At 39.0% G+C, this 19,110-nt stretch carries 17 protein-coding genes and 5 pseudogenes; 4 read left to right on the top strand and 18 right to left on the bottom strand.

The genetic code is table 11. The features are described 5' to 3' along the window. Positions 1-14 precede the first annotated feature (14 nt). The 6 genes from dxs to ACFIM6_RS00085 all read right to left on the bottom strand — a co-directional run bounded on the left by dxs (position 15) and on the right by ACFIM6_RS00085 (position 6,633). Positions 15-1,922 (bottom strand): 1-deoxy-D-xylulose-5-phosphate synthase, encoded by a 1,908-nt coding sequence (gene dxs, locus ACFIM6_RS00110; protein ID WP_375611124.1) that lies wholly within the window; start codon positions 1,920-1,922, stop codon positions 15-17. 241 nt (positions 1,923-2,163) lie between these two features. Further along, positions 2,164-2,418: an exodeoxyribonuclease VII small subunit gene (locus ACFIM6_RS00105; protein ID WP_375611123.1), complete on the bottom strand. Its 255-nt coding sequence runs from the start codon at positions 2,416-2,418 to the stop codon at positions 2,164-2,166. A 7-nt stretch (positions 2,419-2,425) separates the two neighbouring features. Continuing rightward, positions 2,426-3,529, bottom strand: coding sequence for a 3,4-dihydroxy-2-butanone-4-phosphate synthase (ribB, locus tag ACFIM6_RS00100; RefSeq protein WP_375611122.1), 1,104 nt, complete (start codon positions 3,527-3,529; stop codon positions 2,426-2,428). A gap of 15 nt (positions 3,530-3,544) precedes the next feature. Next, the gene (gene aroC, locus ACFIM6_RS00095) at positions 3,545-4,633 is read right to left on the bottom strand and encodes a chorismate synthase (RefSeq protein WP_375611121.1); all 1,089 of its coding nucleotides are present in this window, start codon (positions 4,631-4,633) and stop codon (positions 3,545-3,547) included. 148 nt (positions 4,634-4,781) lie between these two features. After that, on the bottom strand, positions 4,782-5,600 hold the full coding sequence (gene fabI, locus ACFIM6_RS00090) for an enoyl-ACP reductase FabI (RefSeq protein ID WP_273787904.1): 819 nt from the start codon (positions 5,598-5,600) through the stop codon (positions 4,782-4,784). A gap of 127 nt (positions 5,601-5,727) precedes the next feature. Continuing rightward, positions 5,728-6,633: a DnaJ C-terminal domain-containing protein gene (locus tag ACFIM6_RS00085; RefSeq protein ID WP_375611120.1), complete on the bottom strand. Its 906-nt coding sequence runs from the start codon at positions 6,631-6,633 to the stop codon at positions 5,728-5,730. A gap of 325 nt (positions 6,634-6,958) precedes the next feature. Between ACFIM6_RS00085 and pdxH the strand changes: the two genes are divergently transcribed. Beyond that, positions 6,959-7,582: a pyridoxamine 5'-phosphate oxidase gene (gene pdxH / locus ACFIM6_RS00080; RefSeq protein ID WP_375611119.1), complete on the top strand. Its 624-nt coding sequence runs from the start codon at positions 6,959-6,961 to the stop codon at positions 7,580-7,582. Positions 7,583-7,819: 237 nt separating this feature from the next. On the opposite strand, the gene ubiA is transcribed toward pdxH, so the two are convergent. Beyond that, entirely contained in the window at positions 7,820-8,824 is a 1,005-nt protein-coding gene (gene ubiA / locus ACFIM6_RS00075) for a 4-hydroxybenzoate octaprenyltransferase (protein ID WP_375611118.1), read from the bottom strand. A gap of 90 nt (positions 8,825-8,914) precedes the next feature. On the opposite strand from ubiA, the gene purD reads away from it, so the two are divergent. Continuing rightward, positions 8,915-10,189 carry a phosphoribosylamine--glycine ligase gene (gene purD, locus ACFIM6_RS00070; protein WP_375611117.1) on the top strand — a complete coding sequence of 425 codons (1,275 nt, stop codon included), beginning with the start codon at positions 8,915-8,917 and terminating at the stop codon, positions 10,187-10,189. A 952-nt stretch (positions 10,190-11,141) separates the two neighbouring features. Here purD and ACFIM6_RS00065 read toward each other — a convergent pair. The 3 genes from ACFIM6_RS00065 to ACFIM6_RS00055 all read right to left on the bottom strand — a co-directional run bounded on the left by ACFIM6_RS00065 (position 11,142) and on the right by ACFIM6_RS00055 (position 14,185). Continuing rightward, on the bottom strand, positions 11,142-11,666 hold the full coding sequence (locus tag ACFIM6_RS00065; RefSeq protein ID WP_375611116.1) for a DUF6101 family protein: 525 nt from the start codon (positions 11,664-11,666) through the stop codon (positions 11,142-11,144). 144 nt (positions 11,667-11,810) lie between these two features. Continuing rightward, positions 11,811-13,220 carry an FAD-binding oxidoreductase gene (locus ACFIM6_RS00060; protein WP_375611115.1) on the bottom strand — a complete coding sequence of 470 codons (1,410 nt, stop codon included), beginning with the start codon at positions 13,218-13,220 and terminating at the stop codon, positions 11,811-11,813. A 2-nt stretch (positions 13,221-13,222) separates the two neighbouring features. Continuing rightward, complete coding sequence (locus ACFIM6_RS00055; RefSeq protein ID WP_375611114.1) at positions 13,223-14,185, bottom strand: L-threonylcarbamoyladenylate synthase; 963 nt, start codon at positions 14,183-14,185, stop codon at positions 13,223-13,225. A 277-nt stretch (positions 14,186-14,462) separates the two neighbouring features. Between ACFIM6_RS00055 and ACFIM6_RS00050 the strand changes: the two are divergent. Both ACFIM6_RS00050 and ACFIM6_RS00045 read left to right on the top strand, forming a co-directional pair. Then, positions 14,463-14,743 (top strand): annotated as a pseudogene (locus ACFIM6_RS00050) (type II toxin-antitoxin system RelB/DinJ family antitoxin). Between the two features lie 9 nt (positions 14,744-14,752). After that, positions 14,753-15,025, top strand: a complete 273-nt coding sequence (locus tag ACFIM6_RS00045) for a type II toxin-antitoxin system YafQ family toxin (protein WP_375611290.1) — start codon at positions 14,753-14,755, stop codon at positions 15,023-15,025. 61 nt (positions 15,026-15,086) lie between these two features. On the opposite strand, the gene ACFIM6_RS00040 is transcribed toward ACFIM6_RS00045, so the two are convergent. The 8 genes and pseudogenes from ACFIM6_RS00040 to ACFIM6_RS00005 all read right to left on the bottom strand — a co-directional run. Next, positions 15,087-15,305: a hypothetical protein gene (locus ACFIM6_RS00040; RefSeq protein WP_375611113.1), complete on the bottom strand. Its 219-nt coding sequence runs from the start codon at positions 15,303-15,305 to the stop codon at positions 15,087-15,089. Then, positions 15,298-15,504, bottom strand: a complete 207-nt coding sequence (locus ACFIM6_RS00035) for a hypothetical protein (protein ID WP_375611112.1) — start codon at positions 15,502-15,504, stop codon at positions 15,298-15,300. Before ACFIM6_RS00035 ends, ACFIM6_RS00040 begins: the two co-directional genes overlap by 8 nt. Beyond that, a pseudogene (locus ACFIM6_RS00030) lies at positions 15,437-15,663 on the bottom strand (hypothetical protein). Before ACFIM6_RS00030 ends, ACFIM6_RS00035 begins: the two are co-directional and overlap by 68 nt. After that, positions 15,660-16,014: pseudogene (locus ACFIM6_RS00025) on the bottom strand (lysozyme); the annotation flags it as partial. The pseudogenes ACFIM6_RS00030 and ACFIM6_RS00025, both read right to left, overlap by 4 nt. Further along, positions 16,009-17,021: pseudogene (locus ACFIM6_RS00020) on the bottom strand (hypothetical protein); the annotation flags it as partial. The pseudogenes ACFIM6_RS00020 and ACFIM6_RS00025, both read right to left, overlap by 6 nt. Positions 17,022-17,749: 728 nt before the next feature. After that, entirely contained in the window at positions 17,750-18,226 is a 477-nt protein-coding gene (locus tag ACFIM6_RS00015) for a hypothetical protein (RefSeq protein WP_375611111.1), read from the bottom strand. A 180-nt stretch (positions 18,227-18,406) separates the two neighbouring features. Then, entirely contained in the window at positions 18,407-18,808 is a 402-nt protein-coding gene (locus ACFIM6_RS00010) for a hypothetical protein (protein WP_375611110.1), read from the bottom strand. After that, positions 18,805-19,110 (bottom strand): annotated as a pseudogene (locus ACFIM6_RS00005) (filamentous hemagglutinin); the annotation flags it as partial. The pseudogene ACFIM6_RS00005 and the gene ACFIM6_RS00010, both read right to left, overlap by 4 nt.

Genomic DNA, 19,110 nt, shown 5'->3' with positions numbered 1-19,110 from the left:
CATACTCGAATTTTCTATCCTGTTCGAATCTCGCGTCCCAAAACAGCAAAAACCGTCTTTAAAATACCCATAGCGTCAAGTCCGACACGTGAAAGAACTTTTTCTGGTGAACCATGATTCAAATATTCATCAGGAAATTTTAGTGTACGAACTTTCAAACCATGCTCTAAGAGCCCTTCTTGCGCTAAAAATTGTAATATGTGCGCTCCAAATCCACCGATTGCCCCTTCTTCAATTGTCACCAATACCTCATGCTCACGTGCCAAACGACGCATCAAATCTTTATCTAAAGGTTTTGCAAACCGTGCATCTGCAACCGTTGTAGACAATTCTTCAGCCTCCAACGCATCAGCAGCTTGCAACACTTCTGACATCCGCGTTCCAAAACAAACCAAAGCGATTCTATTTCCTTCACGCAGAACGCGCCCTTTTCCAATTTCTAATAACTCACCACGTTGCGGTAAATCTATACCAATCCCCTCACCACGCGGATAACGAAAAGAAATTGGTCCCTGATCATAAGCTGCAGCTGTACGCACCATATGCATCAGTTCAAGCTCATCAGAAGGTGCCATAACAACAAACTCAGGAAGAGTGGCCAAAAAAACAATATCAAAACTTCCAGCATGTGTTGCACCATCTGCCCCCACAAAACCTGCTCGGTCAATAGCAAAACGTACCGGTAATTTTTGAATTGATACATCATGAATAATTTGATCATAAGCACGCTGTAAAAAAGTAGAATAAATTGCAACAAAAGGCTTATACCCTTCACAAGCAAGTCCTGCCGCAAAAGTTACGGCATGTTGCTCAGCGATACCAACATCAAACATTTTTTCAGGAAATTTTTTCGCAAAAGAATCAAGGCCTGTCCCTGTTGGCATCGCTGCTGTTATGCCAACAATCTTATCATCATGGCGAGCTTCTTCTATTAAAGCTTTAGAAAATACCTTGGTATAGGGTAGAATATTACTTGATGCTTTTACCTGTTTTCCTGTCGTGACATCAAAACGATTAACACCATGATATTTATCAGACGAGGCCTCTGCAGGTGGATATCCCTTTCCCTTATGGGTTACAACATGCACCAAAACAGGACCATTAGGATATTCACGAACATTTTTAAAAACAGGCAATAAATGCCCCAAATTGTGCCCATCTATGGGGCCAACATAATAAAAGCCAAGCTCATCAAATAAAGTTCCCCCAACCAAAAGGCCACGCGCAAATTCCTCTGAACGACGAGCTTTATCCAAAAAAAACTTTGGCAATTTTTCGCTCAACATCTTTACGCGTTCACGCAAATGACGATAAGAAGGACGAGACACTAATCGTGCAAGATGTGCACTCATAGCACCTGTAGGTGGTGCTATAGACATATCGTTATCATTAAGAACAACAATCAAGCGTGCATTCAAAGCACCAGCGTTGTTCATTGCTTCATAAGCCATGCCCGCAGACATTGCACCATCACCAATGACAGTTATGATATTGCGTCTTGTCTCTGCTTTCAAAGCACTTGCCACTGCCATACCAAGCCCCGCTGAAATAGAAGTAGACGAATGCCCCGCCCCAAATGGATCATACACACTTTCTGAACGTTTTGTAAAACCAGATAATCCGCCCTCTTGACGTAATGTGCGAATTTTTTCTCTACGCCCCGTTAAAATCTTGTGTGGATAGGTTTGATGACCAACATCCCAAATAATCCTATCCTCTGGTGTATCAAAAATATAATGTAATGCAACAGTGAGCTCAACAACACCAAGTCCCGCCCCAAGATGACCACCTGTTACAGAAACCGCATCAATTGTTGCGGTCCGCAACTCATCAGCCAACTGTACCAAATCAGACTCAGGTAATGCCCGCAAATCTTGCGGAAAACAAACACGGTCAAGCAATGGTGTTAAGACCTGAGACAAAAAAAATCCTTTCTATTATCTTAACTCAAGAAAACACAATGATAAAAATATATCTTCTCTACTCTTTTATTTACAGTTTTGCATCTTTTTTACTGAAAAATGCTCTTTTCTATTTGAGATGAGCTATAATTTCCTCATTTTTAACTTATTTTATAAAAAAGAAATCAATAAAACTTTCTGTTTATAAACTAAGGTTATTGCTTCTCTTAAGTCCCACAATAAATATCCAAAAAGATTTAAATTATTTAGCATCAAGTGGTTCCACTCCTTCTGGAAAACCTTCTTCTGAAAGCTGGATTTTTTCAACTTTAGCTTCAGCAACTCTTAAGAGTTTTTCACAATGCTTTTTAAGCGCTTCACCGCGTTCATAAATATCAATGGATTGTTCCAAAGGCACATCGCCACGTTCCAAATTTTCGACAATAACTTCAAGTTGCTTAAGCGCTTGCTCAAAGCTTAAGGTCGTAATATCCCCCTCTTGTATCTCTTTTTTCATATGAACCTCAAAAAATATCTGTTCTGGATATACGAACTCCAAAACCTTCCAAACCTACATAATGATGCTCTTTAGAAGCATAAACAATAACAGAGCCTATCCCTAAATATTTTAAAATTTGTGATCCTAAACCAATTTTGCGCCATTCTTCTTCGCGTTCAATCGCCTGCACATGGTTTTCTGAACTGTTTCTTGTCATGTTTTGAATACCAACAGTTGATTGTATAACAGATCCTTCACGCAAATAAATAAATACGCCACGTTTTTCTTTTTCCATCATACGCCGCATCATCACCATAATATCTGAAGTTTGACAAAAAACGTCACTTATAATGTTTTCATGATGTAAATGCACAGGAATATTCTCACCCTCACGGACATCACCAAAAACAATTGCAATATGCTGAACGACTTCCCAAGGGAGTTGATAACTTTGAACAATAGCGGGACCTACGAATGTTTCAATAGGCATTTCTCCAACATGCTTGATCAATATTTCCTTACGTTGGCGGTAAGCAATTAAATCTGCAACCGTTATAATATGCAACCGATGTTCTTGCGCAAATTTCATAATCTGATCGCCATGTTTAACGCTTCCATCATCATTAACTAACTCACCGATAACACCAACCGGCGGCAAATTAGCTAATTTACATAAATCAACAGCAGCCTCCGTGTGACCTGAACGCATGAGCACTCCCCCTTCATGCGCAATTAAAGGAAAAACATGCCCTGGACGAACAAAATCATCCGCACTTGCATTTGAATTCGCAAGATTACGTACAGCTAATGTACGGTCATGCGCTGAAATTCCTGTTGTTATGCCGTGTTTAAAATCAACAGTAACCGTAAATTGCGTCCCATGTACAGAGTTATTATCTGGTACCATAGGAGAAAGATTAAACCGTTTTGCTTCTTTTTTTGGCATAGGTGTGCACACAATACCTGTTGTGTGACGAAGAATAAACGCCATCTTTTCTTCTGTACAATGCGCTGCAGCAACAGTTAAATCACCCTCATTTTCACGGTCATCATCATCTGTCACCACAACAATTTCACCGCGTTCAAAAGCTTTAAGTGCAGAAACAATTTTTTTTTCATCATACGCCATTGTTCACCTTTTCAATCACCCAACTTGACCGCGATGTCTTAGATAATGGTCAGCAATAGCACAAGCAACCATCGCTTCACCAACAGGAACGGCACGAATCCCAACACATGGATCATGACGTCCCTTTGTTATAACGTCTATATCATGACCATCAACATCAATGGAACGACGAGGTGTTAAAATTGATGAAGTAGGCTTTACAGCAAAACGCGCAACAATTGGCTGTCCACTCGATATTCCCCCTAAAATACCACCAGCATGATTGGATAAAAAAAGCGGTTTTCCATCATTTCCCATTCGCATTTCATCGGCATTTTCTTCTCCCCTCAAGCGGGCTGCCGCAAAACCATCACCAATTTCCACACCTTTTACCGCATTAATCGACATAAGTAACGAGGTAATATCTTGATCAAGCTTTGCGTAAATAGGGGCTCCTAAACCTGCCGGAACATTTTCTGCAACGATCTCAACAACCGCACCAACAGATGTCCCCTCTTTACGGAGTTTACTGATATAGTCACTAAAAATGTGAACCATCTCTGCATCAGCTGTAAAAAAAGGATTATTATTAACCTCTGACCAATCCCAACGATCACGATTAATATTATGAGGACCAATTGCTATCACTGCTCCTCGTACAATCAAACCAGGAACGATTTTACGAGCAAATGCACCTGCTGCAACACGTGCTGCCGTCTCCCGTGCCGAAGTACGTCCCCCGCCTCGAAAATCACGAATGCCATATTTAATATCATAAGTATAATCCGCATGTCCTGGACGATACTGATGAGCAATTGCTCCATAATCTTGAGAGCGTTGATCTGTGTTTCGAATCAACAGAGAAATTGGTGTACCTGTTGTCACCAATGTCGTTCCATCGTCTTGAACAACAACTCCTGAAAGGACCTCTACTTCATCTGGTTCTCGGCGCTGCGTTGTGTATTTTGATTGTCCTGGCTTGCGTTTATCAAGATAAGCTTGAACTTCTGCAAGAGTAAAAATAATTCCAGGTGGACAACCATCAATGACACAACCAAGAGCAGCACCATGACTTTCACCCCATGTTGTTACACGAAACAAATGACCAAATGTATTATGCGACATGAAAAAAGATCCATTTCTCTGTCAAATATATACAACGATAACGTATGTTGTGTGCTATACACAAAACAGCTCTTTTCTCCCAAATACTCTTGGACACCTTAAATTTGGTCAAATTACTGCTGTCTAATAAAATCTTATAAACCAAACTTTATTCTTTAACGACAGAAATGTCTGGGGCATCAACTGCCTTCATACCTATGATATTATAACCCGAATCGACATGATGGACTTCACCGGTAACAGAACGAGACAAATCTGAAAGAAAATAAAGTGCAGAATCACCAACCTCTTCAATTGTTACCGTACGACGTAATGGAGCATTATATTCATTCCATTTTAAAATATAACGAAAATCACCAATACCAGAAGCCGCTAACGTTTTAATTGGTCCAGCAGATATAGCATTAACACGAATATTTTGGGGACCTAAATCTACCGCTAAATATTTCACGCTCGCTTCAAGAGCGGCTTTGGCAACCCCCATTACATTATAATTGGGAACAACCTTTTCTGCACCATAATAGGTTAGTGTCAAGATTGAACCACCATCTGGCATCAATTTTTCTGCACGCTTCGTTAGAGCTGTTAGGGAATAAACGGAAATATTCATGGTCATCATAAAATTTGATTCGCTGATATCAATATAACGACCACTTAATTCATCTTTATCAGAAAAACCAATAGCATGAACTAAAAAATCAAGTTTTCCCCATTTCTTCTCTATTTCTCTAAAGACCGTATCAATAGAGACACTGTCAGAAACATCACAATGTCCACAAACAAATCCCTTTAATTCTTCAGCCAAAGGCTCGACACGCTTTTTCATTGCTTCACCCTGATAGGTAAAAGCAAGCTCTGCCCCTGCGCTACTTGCCGCTTTAGCGATTCCCCAAGCGATGGAGCGATTATTGGCCAACCCCAAAATTAAACCACGCTTACCGTACAATAAACCATTACCCTTAGCCATCAGCACTGCCCCATTGTTACTTAAAATTAGTATTATTCACCTGCCTATGACACAGGTCAACTTTTTCTTCAAGCAATTGGTTTAAAATCAAACAAAAACTACGCTTTTATATATAAAATTTTTAAAATTAATCTTGTTGCATTTGCAAAAACTGTTCTAGTGCGGCGGTATTTTCATCTCCCGGCAACATAATGCGAACATGCACATAAAGATCATCTCTTGTACCATTTTTTAAACGAAGCCCTTTCCCTTTCAACCGTAAAACGCGATCAGAACTTGACCACGCAGGAATCGTTAAAACCACACGCCCCTCCAACGTCTCAACTTCTTCTTTTGCTCCCAAAACAGCATGTTTAAGAGAAACTGGTAAATCAAGATGGAGTGCTCTTCCTTCAACCCGAAAACGAGGATGTTTTTGAATCTGAATGGTTATTAACGCATCACCTGCTTGCCCGTGAGGTACCTCTTCTCCCTGACCTTTTAAACGTATAGTCTGTCCGTCTTCAATATAATCTGGCAGTTTAATTTTTAACTTTTTTCCATTTGGAAAAACAGCTTCCACCTTTTCTGCGCCAACCATCTGCTCTAATGTTATGGCAAGATTAGCACGAACATGTGCTCCTTGTTGGGGACGGTTATAGTGTGTGGAATTCGAAAAGCTACCACCTCCTCCAAACAGATCCCGAAAAATATCACTCGCATCAAAACTTGCACCACCTGAAGAGGAAAAATCAAATCCCTTTGCTCTTCCTGAAAAGGGATTTTGTTTATTGCTAAAATTTTCACCAGCACCATAGGCTTGATAAAGCGGTTTTCCTTCCATATCAATTTCACCGCGGTCAAATTGTGCCTTTTTATCTTTATCACCTATAATTTCATAGGCTTGATTAATTTCAGCAAATTTCTCTTTAGCCTTTGTATCATCTTTATTATGGTCTGGATGATATTTCTTCGCTAATCTTCTAAATGCCGATTTAATCTCTTGCGATTTTGCGGTACGTGCCACACCCAGAATCGTGTAGGGATCACGCATATTGCCCTCTTTTCAATTTCTTCGTTTTCAAAATATCAACTGATACGTTGTTCAATATCCCTTATAGCTTCATCAGTCTATTCTAAAGAATAATTTCTTCTTTTCTCTTTATATGTCTATCAATAAACTAAAATACCAGATAAAATGAGACATTTATTTAATATAGCTCCTTGTAGTCTATGCTAAAGTAAAAATAATTATACTACCATAGAAATACACGATAGCATTGGCTTTTTGAAAATAAGAAAAAATAGTACTGTAACGTCTTGATGATAAAGTAAATGAGAAAATGCCTCACCCATGCTCACTGATATTTGGAGAAACTATGAGCACAAAAATACCAACAGATGATCATTTTATGAAAATGCAAAAACCTTTTGAACTTTTCGCAAAGTGGCTTGAAGAGGCAACGATAAGTGAAATAAATGATCCGAATGCTATGGCATTAGCAACAGTTGACGAAACAGGACTCCCTAATGTTCGTATGGTTCTCCTCAAAGACTACAGTCCCCAAGGATTCGTCTTCTATACCAATTATGAAAGCTGTAAAGGACAAGAAATTTTAAAATCAATGAAAGCATCCTTAGGTTTTCATTGGAAATCACTCCGTCGTCAAGTCAGAATTAGAGGAATCGTTGAAAAAGTAAGTCAACAGGAAGCCGATGCCTATTTCCAATCGCGACCACGTGGTAGTCGAATTGGTGCATGGGCCTCTAAACAATCTCAACCTTTAGACAATCGTTTTGTGCTCGAAAAAGCAATTGCTCAATATACTGCGCGTTATGCTCTAGGCAATATTCCACGACCACCTTATTGGTCTGGGTTTCGTGTTAAACCCCTTTCTATAGAGTTCTGGTGCGATCGCCCATTTCGTTTACATGATCGTCTGCTTTTTACACGGGATTGTGTTGAACACAGCGATTGGAAAAGACAAAAACTTTATCCCTAATCCTTCAAGCTTCATCGTTATGAAGATTTTTTCTTCGCAACAATTAAACAAATATTTTTTATTCGAAAAATTCTAAAAGAAGATGATTTATTTTATTTAAATAGAAGAATTTTATTTTCACTGTAAAGGTTAATTGGTGATATTTTCTACTGTATTGCTTAAAAGTAGATTAGCAACAAGCTTATTAAAAAAAACATACTGTATTCAGTAGAAACTATGATTTTAGCTAACTTATTTTTAGACCGCAGGATAAAATATCATCCATATACCCCCACATACTAAACCAGCAAAAATCACAAAACCAATAAGCGAATTAGATTTGAAAAGCCTAAGGCATTGTGAACTATCATCTATATCAATGACTTTAATTTGAATAAACATATGGATGCTTGCCACAAAAATCCCCAAAAAACTAAGAACAGGAACTCCAGCTAAATAAAATGCTAGACTAACGAACATCACAAAACCACCATACAAAAATACTAAAGCACGCTTGGTTGCTTTACCAAAAAGAAGAGCCGTAGAACGGACACCAACAGTAATGTCATCTTCTTTATCTTGATGTGCGTAGATTGTGTCGTATCCTATGGTCCACAAAATTGATCCCACATAAAGCAAGATTGGTGCCCAGCTTAAACTTCCAAAGACAACAGCCCACCCCATTAATGCCCCCCAATTAAATGCAACGCCTAAAAAAAACTGCGGCCAATATGTTACGCGTTTCATAAAAGGATAAAATGCAACAGCTATCAATGACGAAATACCTAGAAAAAAACTAAACCTATTAAATTGTGATAAAACAACTAAACCAACTAAACATTGCACAAGTATAAAAACTCTTGCTTGCAACCGACTCACATGACCTGTCGGCAATGGGCGAGAACGTGTCCTTTCTACCTGAGCATCAATTTTATGGTCAATAAGATCATTCCAAGTACATCCTGCCCCTCGCATAGCAATAGACCCCAGAAAAAAAAGAAAAAGATACCAAACCCAATGAAGAAACATTGATAAAAGAGTATCGTAATGCATGTTATAAGAGAAAAAAGCCATTGTTGTTGACCAAAAACAAGGCCACATCAACAATTGCCAACCGATAGGCCGATCCCAACGCGCCAATTGCGCATAAAACCATAAAGAACGGGGAAGGAAGCTGTAGACCCATTGTTTGGAAGATGCATCCATAACCCGTCCTTGGCTATCATAGGACTGAACATGCGCGATATTTTTATTTTTTTTCATCAAATGATTTACCTTTGGTCTTGCGATAGAGACATTTCATTCTTATGAGAAGGGGATGAGATTAATTATCTTTTATGAGAGGAGCAAGCAATGAATATTCTTCTTATTGGCTCAGGTGGACGAGAACATGCTTTAGCATGGAAAATAGCAGCATCACCACTGCTAACAAAGTTATATTGTGCTCCTGGAAATCCTGCAACAACAGAATTTGGTGAAAATATTAATTTGAACATTGATGACCATCCCCTTGTTATTGATTTTTGTAAAGCACATTCTATTGATCTTGTAATTGTAGGACCAGAAGCACCCTTGGTGGCGGGTATAACAGACTCTCTTAATAGCGCTAACATCTGTGTATTTGGTCCTACTCAAAAAGCTGCTCAACTAGAAGGTTCAAAAGCCTTTACAAAAGATTTATGTCGGAAGAATAACATTCCTACAGGAAGTTACCAATGCTTTAATGATGCCTCTAAAGCTAAAGCTTACATTCAGCAACAAGGTGTTCCCATTGTTATTAAAGCTGATGGCTTAGCAGCTGGCAAAGGTGTCGTGGTTGCAACAACTATGGAAGAAGCGTTTAACGCAGTTGATGCCTGCTTCAAAAGTACATTTGGAGATGCAGGAAACAAAATTGTTGTAGAATCTTTTCTTGAAGGTGAAGAAGCAAGCTTCTTCTGCCTTTGTGATGGTAAACTTGCTCTTCCTTTTGGATCTGCTCAAGATCATAAACGTGTAGGTGATGGGGATACTGGAGCAAACACCGGTGGTATGGGTGCTTATTCACCAGCGCCCATCATGACCCAAGAAATAGTGAATCGTACTCTCAAAGAAATTGTTGAACCAGCTTTAATAAGCATGAAAGAAATGGGCGCCCCCTTTAAAGGTATTCTCTTTGTCGGATTAATGATAACGCAAAAAGGACCCGAATTAATTGAATTTAACGTACGATTCGGTGATCCTGAATGTCAAGTTTTAATGATGCGCCTCAAAGATGATATTTTGCCAATTTTTCTTGCTGCAGCTCAAGGAAAACTCGAAAATAAGCCTCTTCGGTGGTCTGAAAAAACAGCTCTCACCGTTGTTATGGCTGCTAATGGTTATCCAGACTCCCCCCAAAAAGGTACTGTTATCCGTAACGTTGATCAAGTAAACACTCTTCCCGATGTGAAAGTTTTTCAAGCTGGTACAGTGTTGCGTGATGGAGAACTCATTGCAAATGGTGGACGTGTACTCAATATAACTGCAACAGGAAAAACGATTACGCATGCACAAAAACGTGCTTATGAAGCTGTTGATTTTATTGATTGGCCAGAAGGTTTTGTTCGTCGAGATATCGGATGGAGAGCCGTTGCGCGAGAAAATTAAATCCTTTGAATATTCTTTTTTTACGATTTTCTTATTTTATATAAGAGCATGACACACAAATTTTCTCACTGTTTTACGTTGACCATAATTTTGAAAAAATAAGTGTGCTTTCCTTTGAACAATCAAATATTGTAAATAGGATATCTACTCATGATAAAATAGGAAAATTTTCTGAATCTGAAGATGTAATATAAAATAATCATTTTACTGTTGTCTTTACTTTAAACGCATTTTCTCATCATTTTTATAAACACTTTCTTTCTTATAAAATCCTGAGGAAAAACGTATATACTATCATTTCTTTTATTTATCGCGTTTTTAGTGAAACTCCGCTTTTACGAAAAATAAAAACCTATACCATCATTGTATTTTCCAATTCTCAATATTACGATAACCCTTTCTATCTAAATGATTTTGATTATAAAAGAGAGATGAAATAAGAATATTCTGAAATATTCAAAGCTTTCATTCAACATGGAGAAATGATTTATAAAAAAAATTCAAAAACACTTCCAGTAATCTTCTGGTGTTTTTAATAATGTGGCAAAAACCCAAAATTATACCGCAAAAAAACAGTTTCTATTGTTATGAAAACCGTTTTTACCTCTCTGAAAAAAGCGTTCTACATCATCGATTCCTGCTGCCAATGTATGGTGTCAAAAAACTCTCATTTACAATCATTGACTTTCTTTTTGTTTTCAAGAACCAAAAGTCACACCAAATCCCGTCTGTAAAGGTCTGAATTCTCATTAAGCGGGTTCCTCTTGCTTCCCACTCATATGCTGCACTTACACAAAGACCTACAAGCAAACTTAGAACATTCGCCATATCTTCTAAAAACACTTCATGTGTGAAGTTTACATGCCTTATGTTACCTCCCCAAACAACGATGTTTTACAGCACAACAAGATAAATGCTGACGGTCGTACAAAAATGAATGCATGTTAATTTACTAGAGTGCAATTCGATTCGCAATCACCAAACGCAAGCCTAACGGATTGCTATAACGAAGTAAAAAATGCTTTTGTTTAGAATGTGCTGTTGTACCAAAAAATCGATGTAAATCAGAACGATCTTTTACAACCAGAATGCGATTATCTTCATTGATCATAAGCATGGGAAGGCCATAAGTATCCGCCCATAACCGCCAATCCAGAAGAACATTATTCAAATCTCTGGAAACCAAAAGCGGTATACAAGCTTCCTCATCGGCATGAAGTAATTCTAATGCAACAGCTCTTTCTCCTGAACGCGTTTTTACGGTACGTGCTGCAATTCCTTGAAAATGATAAGGGGGTATTAAATGCGATAAGCTTGAAGGCATATCCGTTTTAAAAGAAACACCACGCTCATTTAACGAACAAATAACCTGATTACCCGTTTTGGATGAAAAATATGTCGTCGTTTGTGGCAAATGGCACGGATCTAACCGAAATTCAAGCACCGCTTTTGCCTGATTAAAGCATTGATTAGCCATATACATTATCCCAATTTATCTTAAATAACATACACCCTTTAGCAGCTTTTTCTCATTGGATTATTAAAAGTTTGAATAAAAAACAACTGGTTTCTTTTTTGGTTATTAAAATCTAAACAAAAATGCATGATCACCATTCTTGAATTATAATACTTTTCCAGGATTCATTATCCCTAAAGGATCGAGTGTTTTTTTAATCCCTTGCATAATATCCAATGCGACAGGCGATTTAAAAGAACGAAGTTCTTCGCGCTTAAGCTGACCAATTCCATGCTCAGCAGAAAATGCACCTCTATAGTCCACCACTAAACTATGAATGCGATGATTCATTGTTGACCATAACTGCAAAAACACTGTCGTATCAGCTCCTACAGGTTGTGTAATATTATAATGTAAATTTCCATCGCCCATGTGTCCAAAACAAATCACCTGTGCTCCTGGAGCAATATCTTCAACAATGAGCGCTGCCTCAGCAATAAAATCAGGAATAGAAGCAAGTGGGATTGCAATATCATGCTTAATGGACCCTCCTGCTAACTTTTGTGCTGATGATATACTTTCTCGTAATTGCCAAAAAAAATCTTGCTGTTTTAAAGATTGCGCAACAACTGCATCTTCTATCACCGCGTTCTTTAAAGCTTCTTCTAAAATAGTACTCAATACCGATAACGCCTCATCATTGCCTTGCAACGATGAAATGTTCATTAATACATACCATTCATGTTTCCGCTGAAGAGGAGGCTTCTCACACATCTTATAATCTAAAGCCATTTGCAAACTGGGATTTCCCATGAGCTCAAAACCTGTCAACATCCCTCCTCCATATTCTTGAGCCAGAGATAAAAACTCTAAGGCCTTCGCCGGACTATATAATCCCACCAAAGCAACAGCTTTTCCTTTTATTTTTGGAAACATCTTCAAAACGGCTGCGGTTATAACTCCCAATGTGCCTTCTGCACCAATAAAAAGATCTTTTAAATCATAACCGCTATTGTCTTTTTTAACAAAACGCAAATCATCTAAAATACGCCCATCCGGTAAAACAACTTCTAAACCAAGACAAAGATCACGCATATTGCCATAAGCTAAAACAGCTGTCCCTCCAGCATTCGACGAAAGATTTCCTCCTACTTGGCAAGAACCTTCAGATGCCAAAGAAAGAGGGAAAAAACGACCTGATTCATCCACTTTTTTCTGTAAATCCTGTAAAATAACACCAGCCTCTACAACAACAAAATTTCCCTCAAGATTTATAGCTCTAATCTTATTTAATCGCTCCATGGATAAAAGAACGCTCCCTCCTCCTTCATCTGGTTGTTGTCCCCCCACAAGCCCTGTATTTCCACCCTGTGGCACAATCGGTGTGCGCGTTTTGCTCGCTAACTGCATAATCGATGAGACCTCTGCGCAAGAAGATGGACGTAAAAGTAAAGGTGTTTTTCCATGAAAAAGCCCACGCTCTTCAAGCAAATACGGTGCAATCAAAGCTTGATCCGTTATAGCATGCTTAGCACCAACAATTTCCCTAAACCCTTCAATTAATTCCTGCTCCATGTTCATTTCTCCTTTGGAGCCGCAGCCCGTATAAGACGATCATTGATAGCCTCTCCTAATCCGTATGATGGAATAGGTTCTACTGCGATACATCTCACTTTAAATGAATCTAATTCCTTCATATATTGAAATAAATGAGAGGCTGCCTCTTCCAACTTTCCATCTTCGCTAAGGTTTAAAATAGAAACGGCATTTTCAGCCCCCATAACACGCTTTGAACCAAATGCTAAAAGCGCTTCACCATTTTCCACCTTTTCTACATTCAAACGAACCGTAGCATTGGGAGCATAATGCGATTTTAACATCCCAGGAGCTTCAATCGCCGCCCTTTGATCTATCCGTTTTAAAGGCTTCCCCACAACCTCTTCAATTTTATCAGCCGCAAGCCCCCCTGGACGCAAAAGATAAATATTTTCACCACAAATTTTAATAATCGTTGATTCCAGCCCTATTTTAGCAGGTCCTCCGTCCAATATCAAAGGAACAGATTCCCCCAAAGATGCAAAAACAGCCTCAGCTGAAGTAGGGCTAAGACGCCCCGATTGATTCGCACTAGGAGCAGCAAGTGGACGGCCAAAATGTTGTACCACTTCCGCAAAACGACTGTCTGGAAAACGAACAGCCAAGGTATTCAAACCAGAGGTTGTTAAAGGATGGATATTATGCTGTTCCTTTAAAGGCAAAACCAATGTCAAAGGCCCTGGCCAAAATTCCTCTATTAATTGGCGTGAAAGAAAGTCAATTTTAACATAACGTTCCGCCATTTCGATGCCGCTAACATGCGCAATAAGAGGATTAATTTGTGGACGACCCTTTGTAGAGTAAATAGAAGAAATTGCCCTCCCATTGGTTGCATCGCCCGCTAATCCATAAACAGTTTCCGTTGGTAACGCTACTAACTTCCCTTGTTCAAGAAGCGCTATTGCCTCTCTTATCGAAGCACTATCGAGTGGTAGAATCGTCATGACACATCATTTCTATAACACTCTTTTAGTGATATTATGCTCTTTTTTATTCATATATCACATTGATTTATATGTTTTTTTAAGTATGGGGTTCATAAATAAAGGTTAGGGAATAGGATTTTCCAATATTCTTCTACAAAACATATCTTATTCTTCTAACTTTCTCTAATAATTTTTTGAATTTTGCTAAGTTCTCTTGTGAAAAGCTATTGTTGAAACTCTTGACATAGACTTAACGTGCAGTACATTGTACTACAATTGAATAGGGGATTTAGAAATGGGAAAAATTCAAGCCCGCATACCTGATCAAGTTCAAGAAATTGCAAGTGCAGTTATTAAGTCTACGGGTTTAACTGTATCGGATGCAGTACGCATGTTTATGACCCGCATTGCTAGAGATCGAACATTACCGCTTGGATCTTTCAACCAAATCCGGAAACATTACGAGCTATCGAGGATGCCGAAATGGGATGCGTCGAACGTACATCATTAGACAGCTTAAGGACCATGATACGCGAAGATAGAACCGAAATGCGTAAATCTGAAAAGAAAACCTAAGCTTGCTATATTGTCTATACGCGTTCATTCCGGTCTGACCTTAAACGTGAAAGAAAAGGTAGGTATGCTAATACACTAGAGAAGGATTTGCTGCTTGTGGTCAAAGCGTTAGCGGAGAATGAACCGCTAAAAGCGCATTGGAGAGATCATGCGCTAACAGGTCAATGGCGCAATTGTCGTGATTGTCATATCAAGCCAGATTTAGTTTTGATCTATCGAAAGCCGAATACCAAAACACTAGAGCTCTTACGATTTGGTTTGCATTCTGAACTACGCTTATGATTGGATCTCCAATTCATAGTAAAAAGAATTTTTCGAAGTTTTTGCTTGTATGACAGTTTTTCTAATTCTTTGAGAACCACTGCTTCAAATGAGCGAAGATGTTGTCTATCGCATCCATGAGGCGTGCAAAATCAAGAATAAGCAAAAAAAGAAAAAATGCTATCCACTTCATCAAGCGAGACATCATTTTCACGCTTTGATAGGTGATAATCATTTCTTGAAGCATTTCTTTTTCTGATTCTGTAAGCTCTGTGTGTTTTTTGGATTTTTTTCTAACCATGTTTCCACCCACACAAGCGTTCACCTAGATTATTGTGCTTTAAGATCTCTCTTGCTAAATTGGAACTGATGGCGTTCAGATCTTTCTTGTCTAAATAAATTGGCAACCAGCCAACACAAGAAGAAGCATATTTATTTGTCGTGCAACCAGTCAGAGAGAGCAGCACGCATATCAGCATCACTTTTTTGATTAACTTCACTTTCCACCTCCAGCCGTGTTGTGGCTGCTTTTAAAGCTTTTTCTGTTTGCTTTTGTTGCTCTGCTTTTTTCCCAAAAGTAAAAGCTCTTGCTAAGGCAATAAAAAAGCCGCTAAAGCCGCACCTGTTACCATCAAGTTTCTTTTCATCCATAAGATCATAGGCGGTACTCCTGAAAGCGTTTAGCTACAAAGAAAATACCAGTACATGCGGCTAAAACCATAATGGCGGCTAAAGCCCATTGAATGGGGCCATTGCCCACTAAAAATCCACCAAGCCCAGAAAAAGAACCAATAATCGGTGCCAATGCTTCTGCTTTGAACCCCCCGTTGGTGCTTGCGTTTCTACTGTTTGATAATTGGAAGAAACATAAGCCCCTTTCGCCCATAGCCCTGCCTCTTCTACACGCCGGTGTACAAGACCTTGTAAACGTTTGCCTCCCGCTTTGGTCCATTTCTGCAATTCGGTTGGTACAGATTCATAATCCCCCGATTAAGCCTTTTAAGTAGTGTTCTATAGCCTTCTTGAGAGCTTAACGTGCTGCCTATGATTTTCATGGCAAGATCTGGATATTGCGTGAGTGCTTGTGCATCTTCATCGCTATACCCTTTAGAGCGTAAAAATTGCAAAGTTTGTTTATGTTGTGCGCGTTCCTTGTTGCCCTGCCGCATAAGGATAGATGCATTTGAAAAACTTTCTTGTGGTGTCTTTCCTAACGCAAGCCCTGCAAAAAAATCCATTAAATGCTCGGAAAATTCTGATTTTCTAAAACGCTCCCATAAGCTACTTGGATTTGCTCCTGTCTGAACAAAGTTATCAAGTGACTTGATATAATCTGTTTTTTGTTCAAGATCACCACTTGCTTTTAAATGCTCCTCTTCTGGTAAGTGTGCATTCAAATGTTTTTCTTCTCCTATAGGTGCATCAAAAAGCTTTTCCTCATCATTTCCAGAATCGTTTTTCAAAGAGTCTTCCGCTATAGATTTCTCATTAAGTTGAGCAATATAATCCATCACATCTTTTTGCTGTCGCCCAGCTTCATCCCCACTAGACTGATCAATGTTCCCAACAAGTGGAGATTGAGGAATCATTGATGCAACACCTCTCTGCTCTGAAAAGTCATGTTTTTGTTGCTCTGGTACCTCTTGTATCTTAACAGTATCCTTTGAAACATCCGGCAATGGAGGCATTTGGCGTTTTAAATCATCCATAGACATAATCAATTCTGCTGGCGTTTTTTCCCAGCTTGTTCTGTCCCTGCTTGAGAACCGCGAATAAGCTCTGTAGGACTCAATTTTTGCGGAGTATTATCCCCATTGCTCGCATCAAAAGGGTCTGTGCGACAAGCAGCCCGTTCTAAAAAACTTGGCTTGTATCGTCCTTCCAACGGCGTGCTTGGAGGCATCGAGCGTTATTGCAATAAATATCTAGGTAACTGCAGTATAACCTGATACATTAAAGGACGCAAAAATTTTGGATCAAACAACTTTAAAAGAGAATTTGTGTTTTCTTGTTCCATCACTGCACCCTTTCCATCTCACAGCCACGCTTGCTATAATCTACATGCAAAAAACCTATCGCCTTATGCAAGAAAACAGCTTCAGGTTTTGACTTCAAAACATCTTGTGCCATCACCCCGCGATAATGCTCTGGATAGCCCCTGTAGTTATACTCATAGAGTTTGTATCCATCTCGCTGCCCTACTCGTACGATATTTTCTTTCGCTCTGATGTTGCTAAGCCCAGCAAAAGTACCAAGGATAGTTCCAACATTTCCAACAATCTCCTACGGATTAGTTTTTTTTATATAACAAAATATTGATTTATAATAATAATCTAGCGTTATTTATATTGAATTAGCCTCCCGAATAACGTAGGATTCTCTCATTTCAAATCTGTTTATCTTGAATCAATCAAAATCACTTGCTTGCACATCATAAGCGGGGCTGATGTGTGGATAAAAACTATAGAAGAAAGGAGTAAAAATGATTCTTATGAATCGTCTTAAGAGCCAAGGGCTGTAGCAACACCCACGAGCTGGTTTTGTACACTTTCAAAAATGATATCTTTACCTTCTCCCAAGGTGATATTCCCGCTCTGCTCACCATTTGCATAAACAGGATTGGTCCCAGCGATAATATCAGCGCCAACACCATGAATGCTGCCTTATTTAAAGTGCCACCCGCTTGAATAAAGAAGGAGACGGCTTTGATCCCCTACTTCATTCGTGATTTTATCCAACGACCTTTTAACGATGGGGAGGACGCTTTGGTGATCGCTTTTGTAAAGCTTTTTGCTTTTGCTGACGTTTTCTTTCATCCTCAAAATGCGTTAGTAAAGCCCGTTCCTGTTTCGTTTTGTTGGTCACACCAAAGGTGTCATTGTCCATAAATTGCTGATATCCTGCTATCATTAAATTGCTTAGGAATGAGCCACTTTTGGGAGGTTGTGTAAAATAGAGCCCTTTTGAATCTTGCAATTTATACCGGAAACCTGCTTTTTTCATGCACTCATAAACTGAGGCAAATTCACTCGCATACGAATTCATATCACTAGAAGAAGCATAAACCGGTTTCCAACCACATTTTGATAAGGATTGTTGGATCATCGCTTTATCGACACCTGGTTTTTCCCATAATGCTAAAGTTGATGGAGGAGGTTGGTTAACACATCCAGCTGTATTTAAGAGAGCTATGCAACTCAATAGTTTTAAGATTTTCTTCATTCTTCCCCTCTTTCAATGGATTTATTTACAATAAAAAAGCTCGTAAGCCTGTTGATATTTTCTGTCATCGCTGCTTAAAACAACGGTGAACAATATTGAGATGATTGGTTGAGAAAACAATCGCGCCATTCCAAGTGAAGGCAAGGATAGCGGATTGTTGATCATCACAAACAGCAAAACTTAAGGATAACATTCATATTGTTCTGGATGCTTTTTACAAAAAGGGCTGTTCAAGCGCTTCTTGACACTGCGCTGTGGTATGACAGCACCTGGACGACATATGGGTAAGTTTTCGGCTCTATGATTCTCGCACCAAGTCCCTCCCCCCACTTTATCACGGAAACCTGATTGAACCATGCAAGCATAAATTGTTGCTTTTGCATTGATGCTCTGCTTTCTGTTTTCTGGAAATACATCATAAGGGGTTGGCATGCCACATTCTAATAATGCTTTTGCTACCTCAGTAAAATCTGCTCCCGATTTCTCCCAGGCTCCTATAGAGGAGGTAGGAGTTTTATTAAATTGACAACCAGTGATGATTAATAGAGTTAATGTACTCAATAATTTTAAAGGTTTTTTCATTTTTTACTCCATGATTTACTTGAAGGAACTTGTTCACGATGAGATGTGCCATAAGTCTTTTGGCACATATCGCTCGCATCTCCAAGGCAAGTATGGGAACTTATGGGATTTGTAGCCACTCTCAACCATTCTGTCCAAACGTTACTGCCAGCAGGGAGTGTCCCGTAGGTATAGCCATTGCCACCAATAATTCTGCTTACAAAGTCATATCTATTCCCATCAAAGCCAATAGTGGTTTGTTTGCCATCACTCACATAACCTAACAGACCGGATGCAACTAAAACATTAAAGGCTGGTCCATA

This window comes from Bartonella sp. AA9NXGY (assembly GCF_042196845.1).
Classification (GTDB): domain Bacteria; phylum Pseudomonadota; class Alphaproteobacteria; order Rhizobiales; family Rhizobiaceae; genus Bartonella.
This window is presented reverse-complemented; position numbering and strand designations above follow the sequence as displayed.

Bases quoted from the DNA above. Each gene is read 5' to 3' on its own strand.
- ACFIM6_RS00105 (WP_375611123.1), bottom strand. From the start codon at position 2,418: ATGAAAAAAGAGATACAAGAGGGGGATATTACGACCTTAAGCTTTGAG.
- ribB (WP_375611122.1), bottom strand. From the start codon at position 3,529: ATGGCGTATGATGAAAAAAAAATTGTTTCTGCACTTAAAGCTTTTGAA.
- aroC (WP_375611121.1), bottom strand. From the start codon at position 4,633: ATGTCGCATAATACATTTGGTCATTTGTTTCGTGTAACAACATGGGGT.
- fabI (WP_273787904.1), bottom strand. From the start codon at position 5,600: ATGGCTAAGGGTAATGGTTTATTGTACGGTAAGCGTGGTTTAATTTTG.
- ACFIM6_RS00085 (WP_375611120.1), bottom strand. From the start codon at position 6,633: ATGCGTGATCCCTACACGATTCTGGGTGTGGCACGTACCGCAAAATCG.
- pdxH (WP_375611119.1), top strand. From the start codon at position 6,959: ATGAGCACAAAAATACCAACAGATGATCATTTTATGAAAATGCAAAAA.
- ubiA (WP_375611118.1), bottom strand. From the start codon at position 8,824: ATGAAAAAAAATAAAAATATCGCGCATGTTCAGTCCTATGATAGCCAA.
- purD (WP_375611117.1), top strand. From the start codon at position 8,915: ATGAATATTCTTCTTATTGGCTCAGGTGGACGAGAACATGCTTTAGCA.
- ACFIM6_RS00065 (WP_375611116.1), bottom strand. From the start codon at position 11,666: ATGGCTAATCAATGCTTTAATCAGGCAAAAGCGGTGCTTGAATTTCGG.
- ACFIM6_RS00060 (WP_375611115.1), bottom strand. From the start codon at position 13,220: ATGGAGCAGGAATTAATTGAAGGGTTTAGGGAAATTGTTGGTGCTAAG.
- ACFIM6_RS00055 (WP_375611114.1), bottom strand. From the start codon at position 14,185: ATGACGATTCTACCACTCGATAGTGCTTCGATAAGAGAGGCAATAGCG.
- ACFIM6_RS00040 (WP_375611113.1), bottom strand. From the start codon at position 15,305: ATGGTTAGAAAAAAATCCAAAAAACACACAGAGCTTACAGAATCAGAA.
- ACFIM6_RS00015 (WP_375611111.1), bottom strand. From the start codon at position 18,226: ATGAAGAAAATCTTAAAACTATTGAGTTGCATAGCTCTCTTAAATACA.
- ACFIM6_RS00010 (WP_375611110.1), bottom strand. From the start codon at position 18,808: ATGAAAAAACCTTTAAAATTATTGAGTACATTAACTCTATTAATCATC.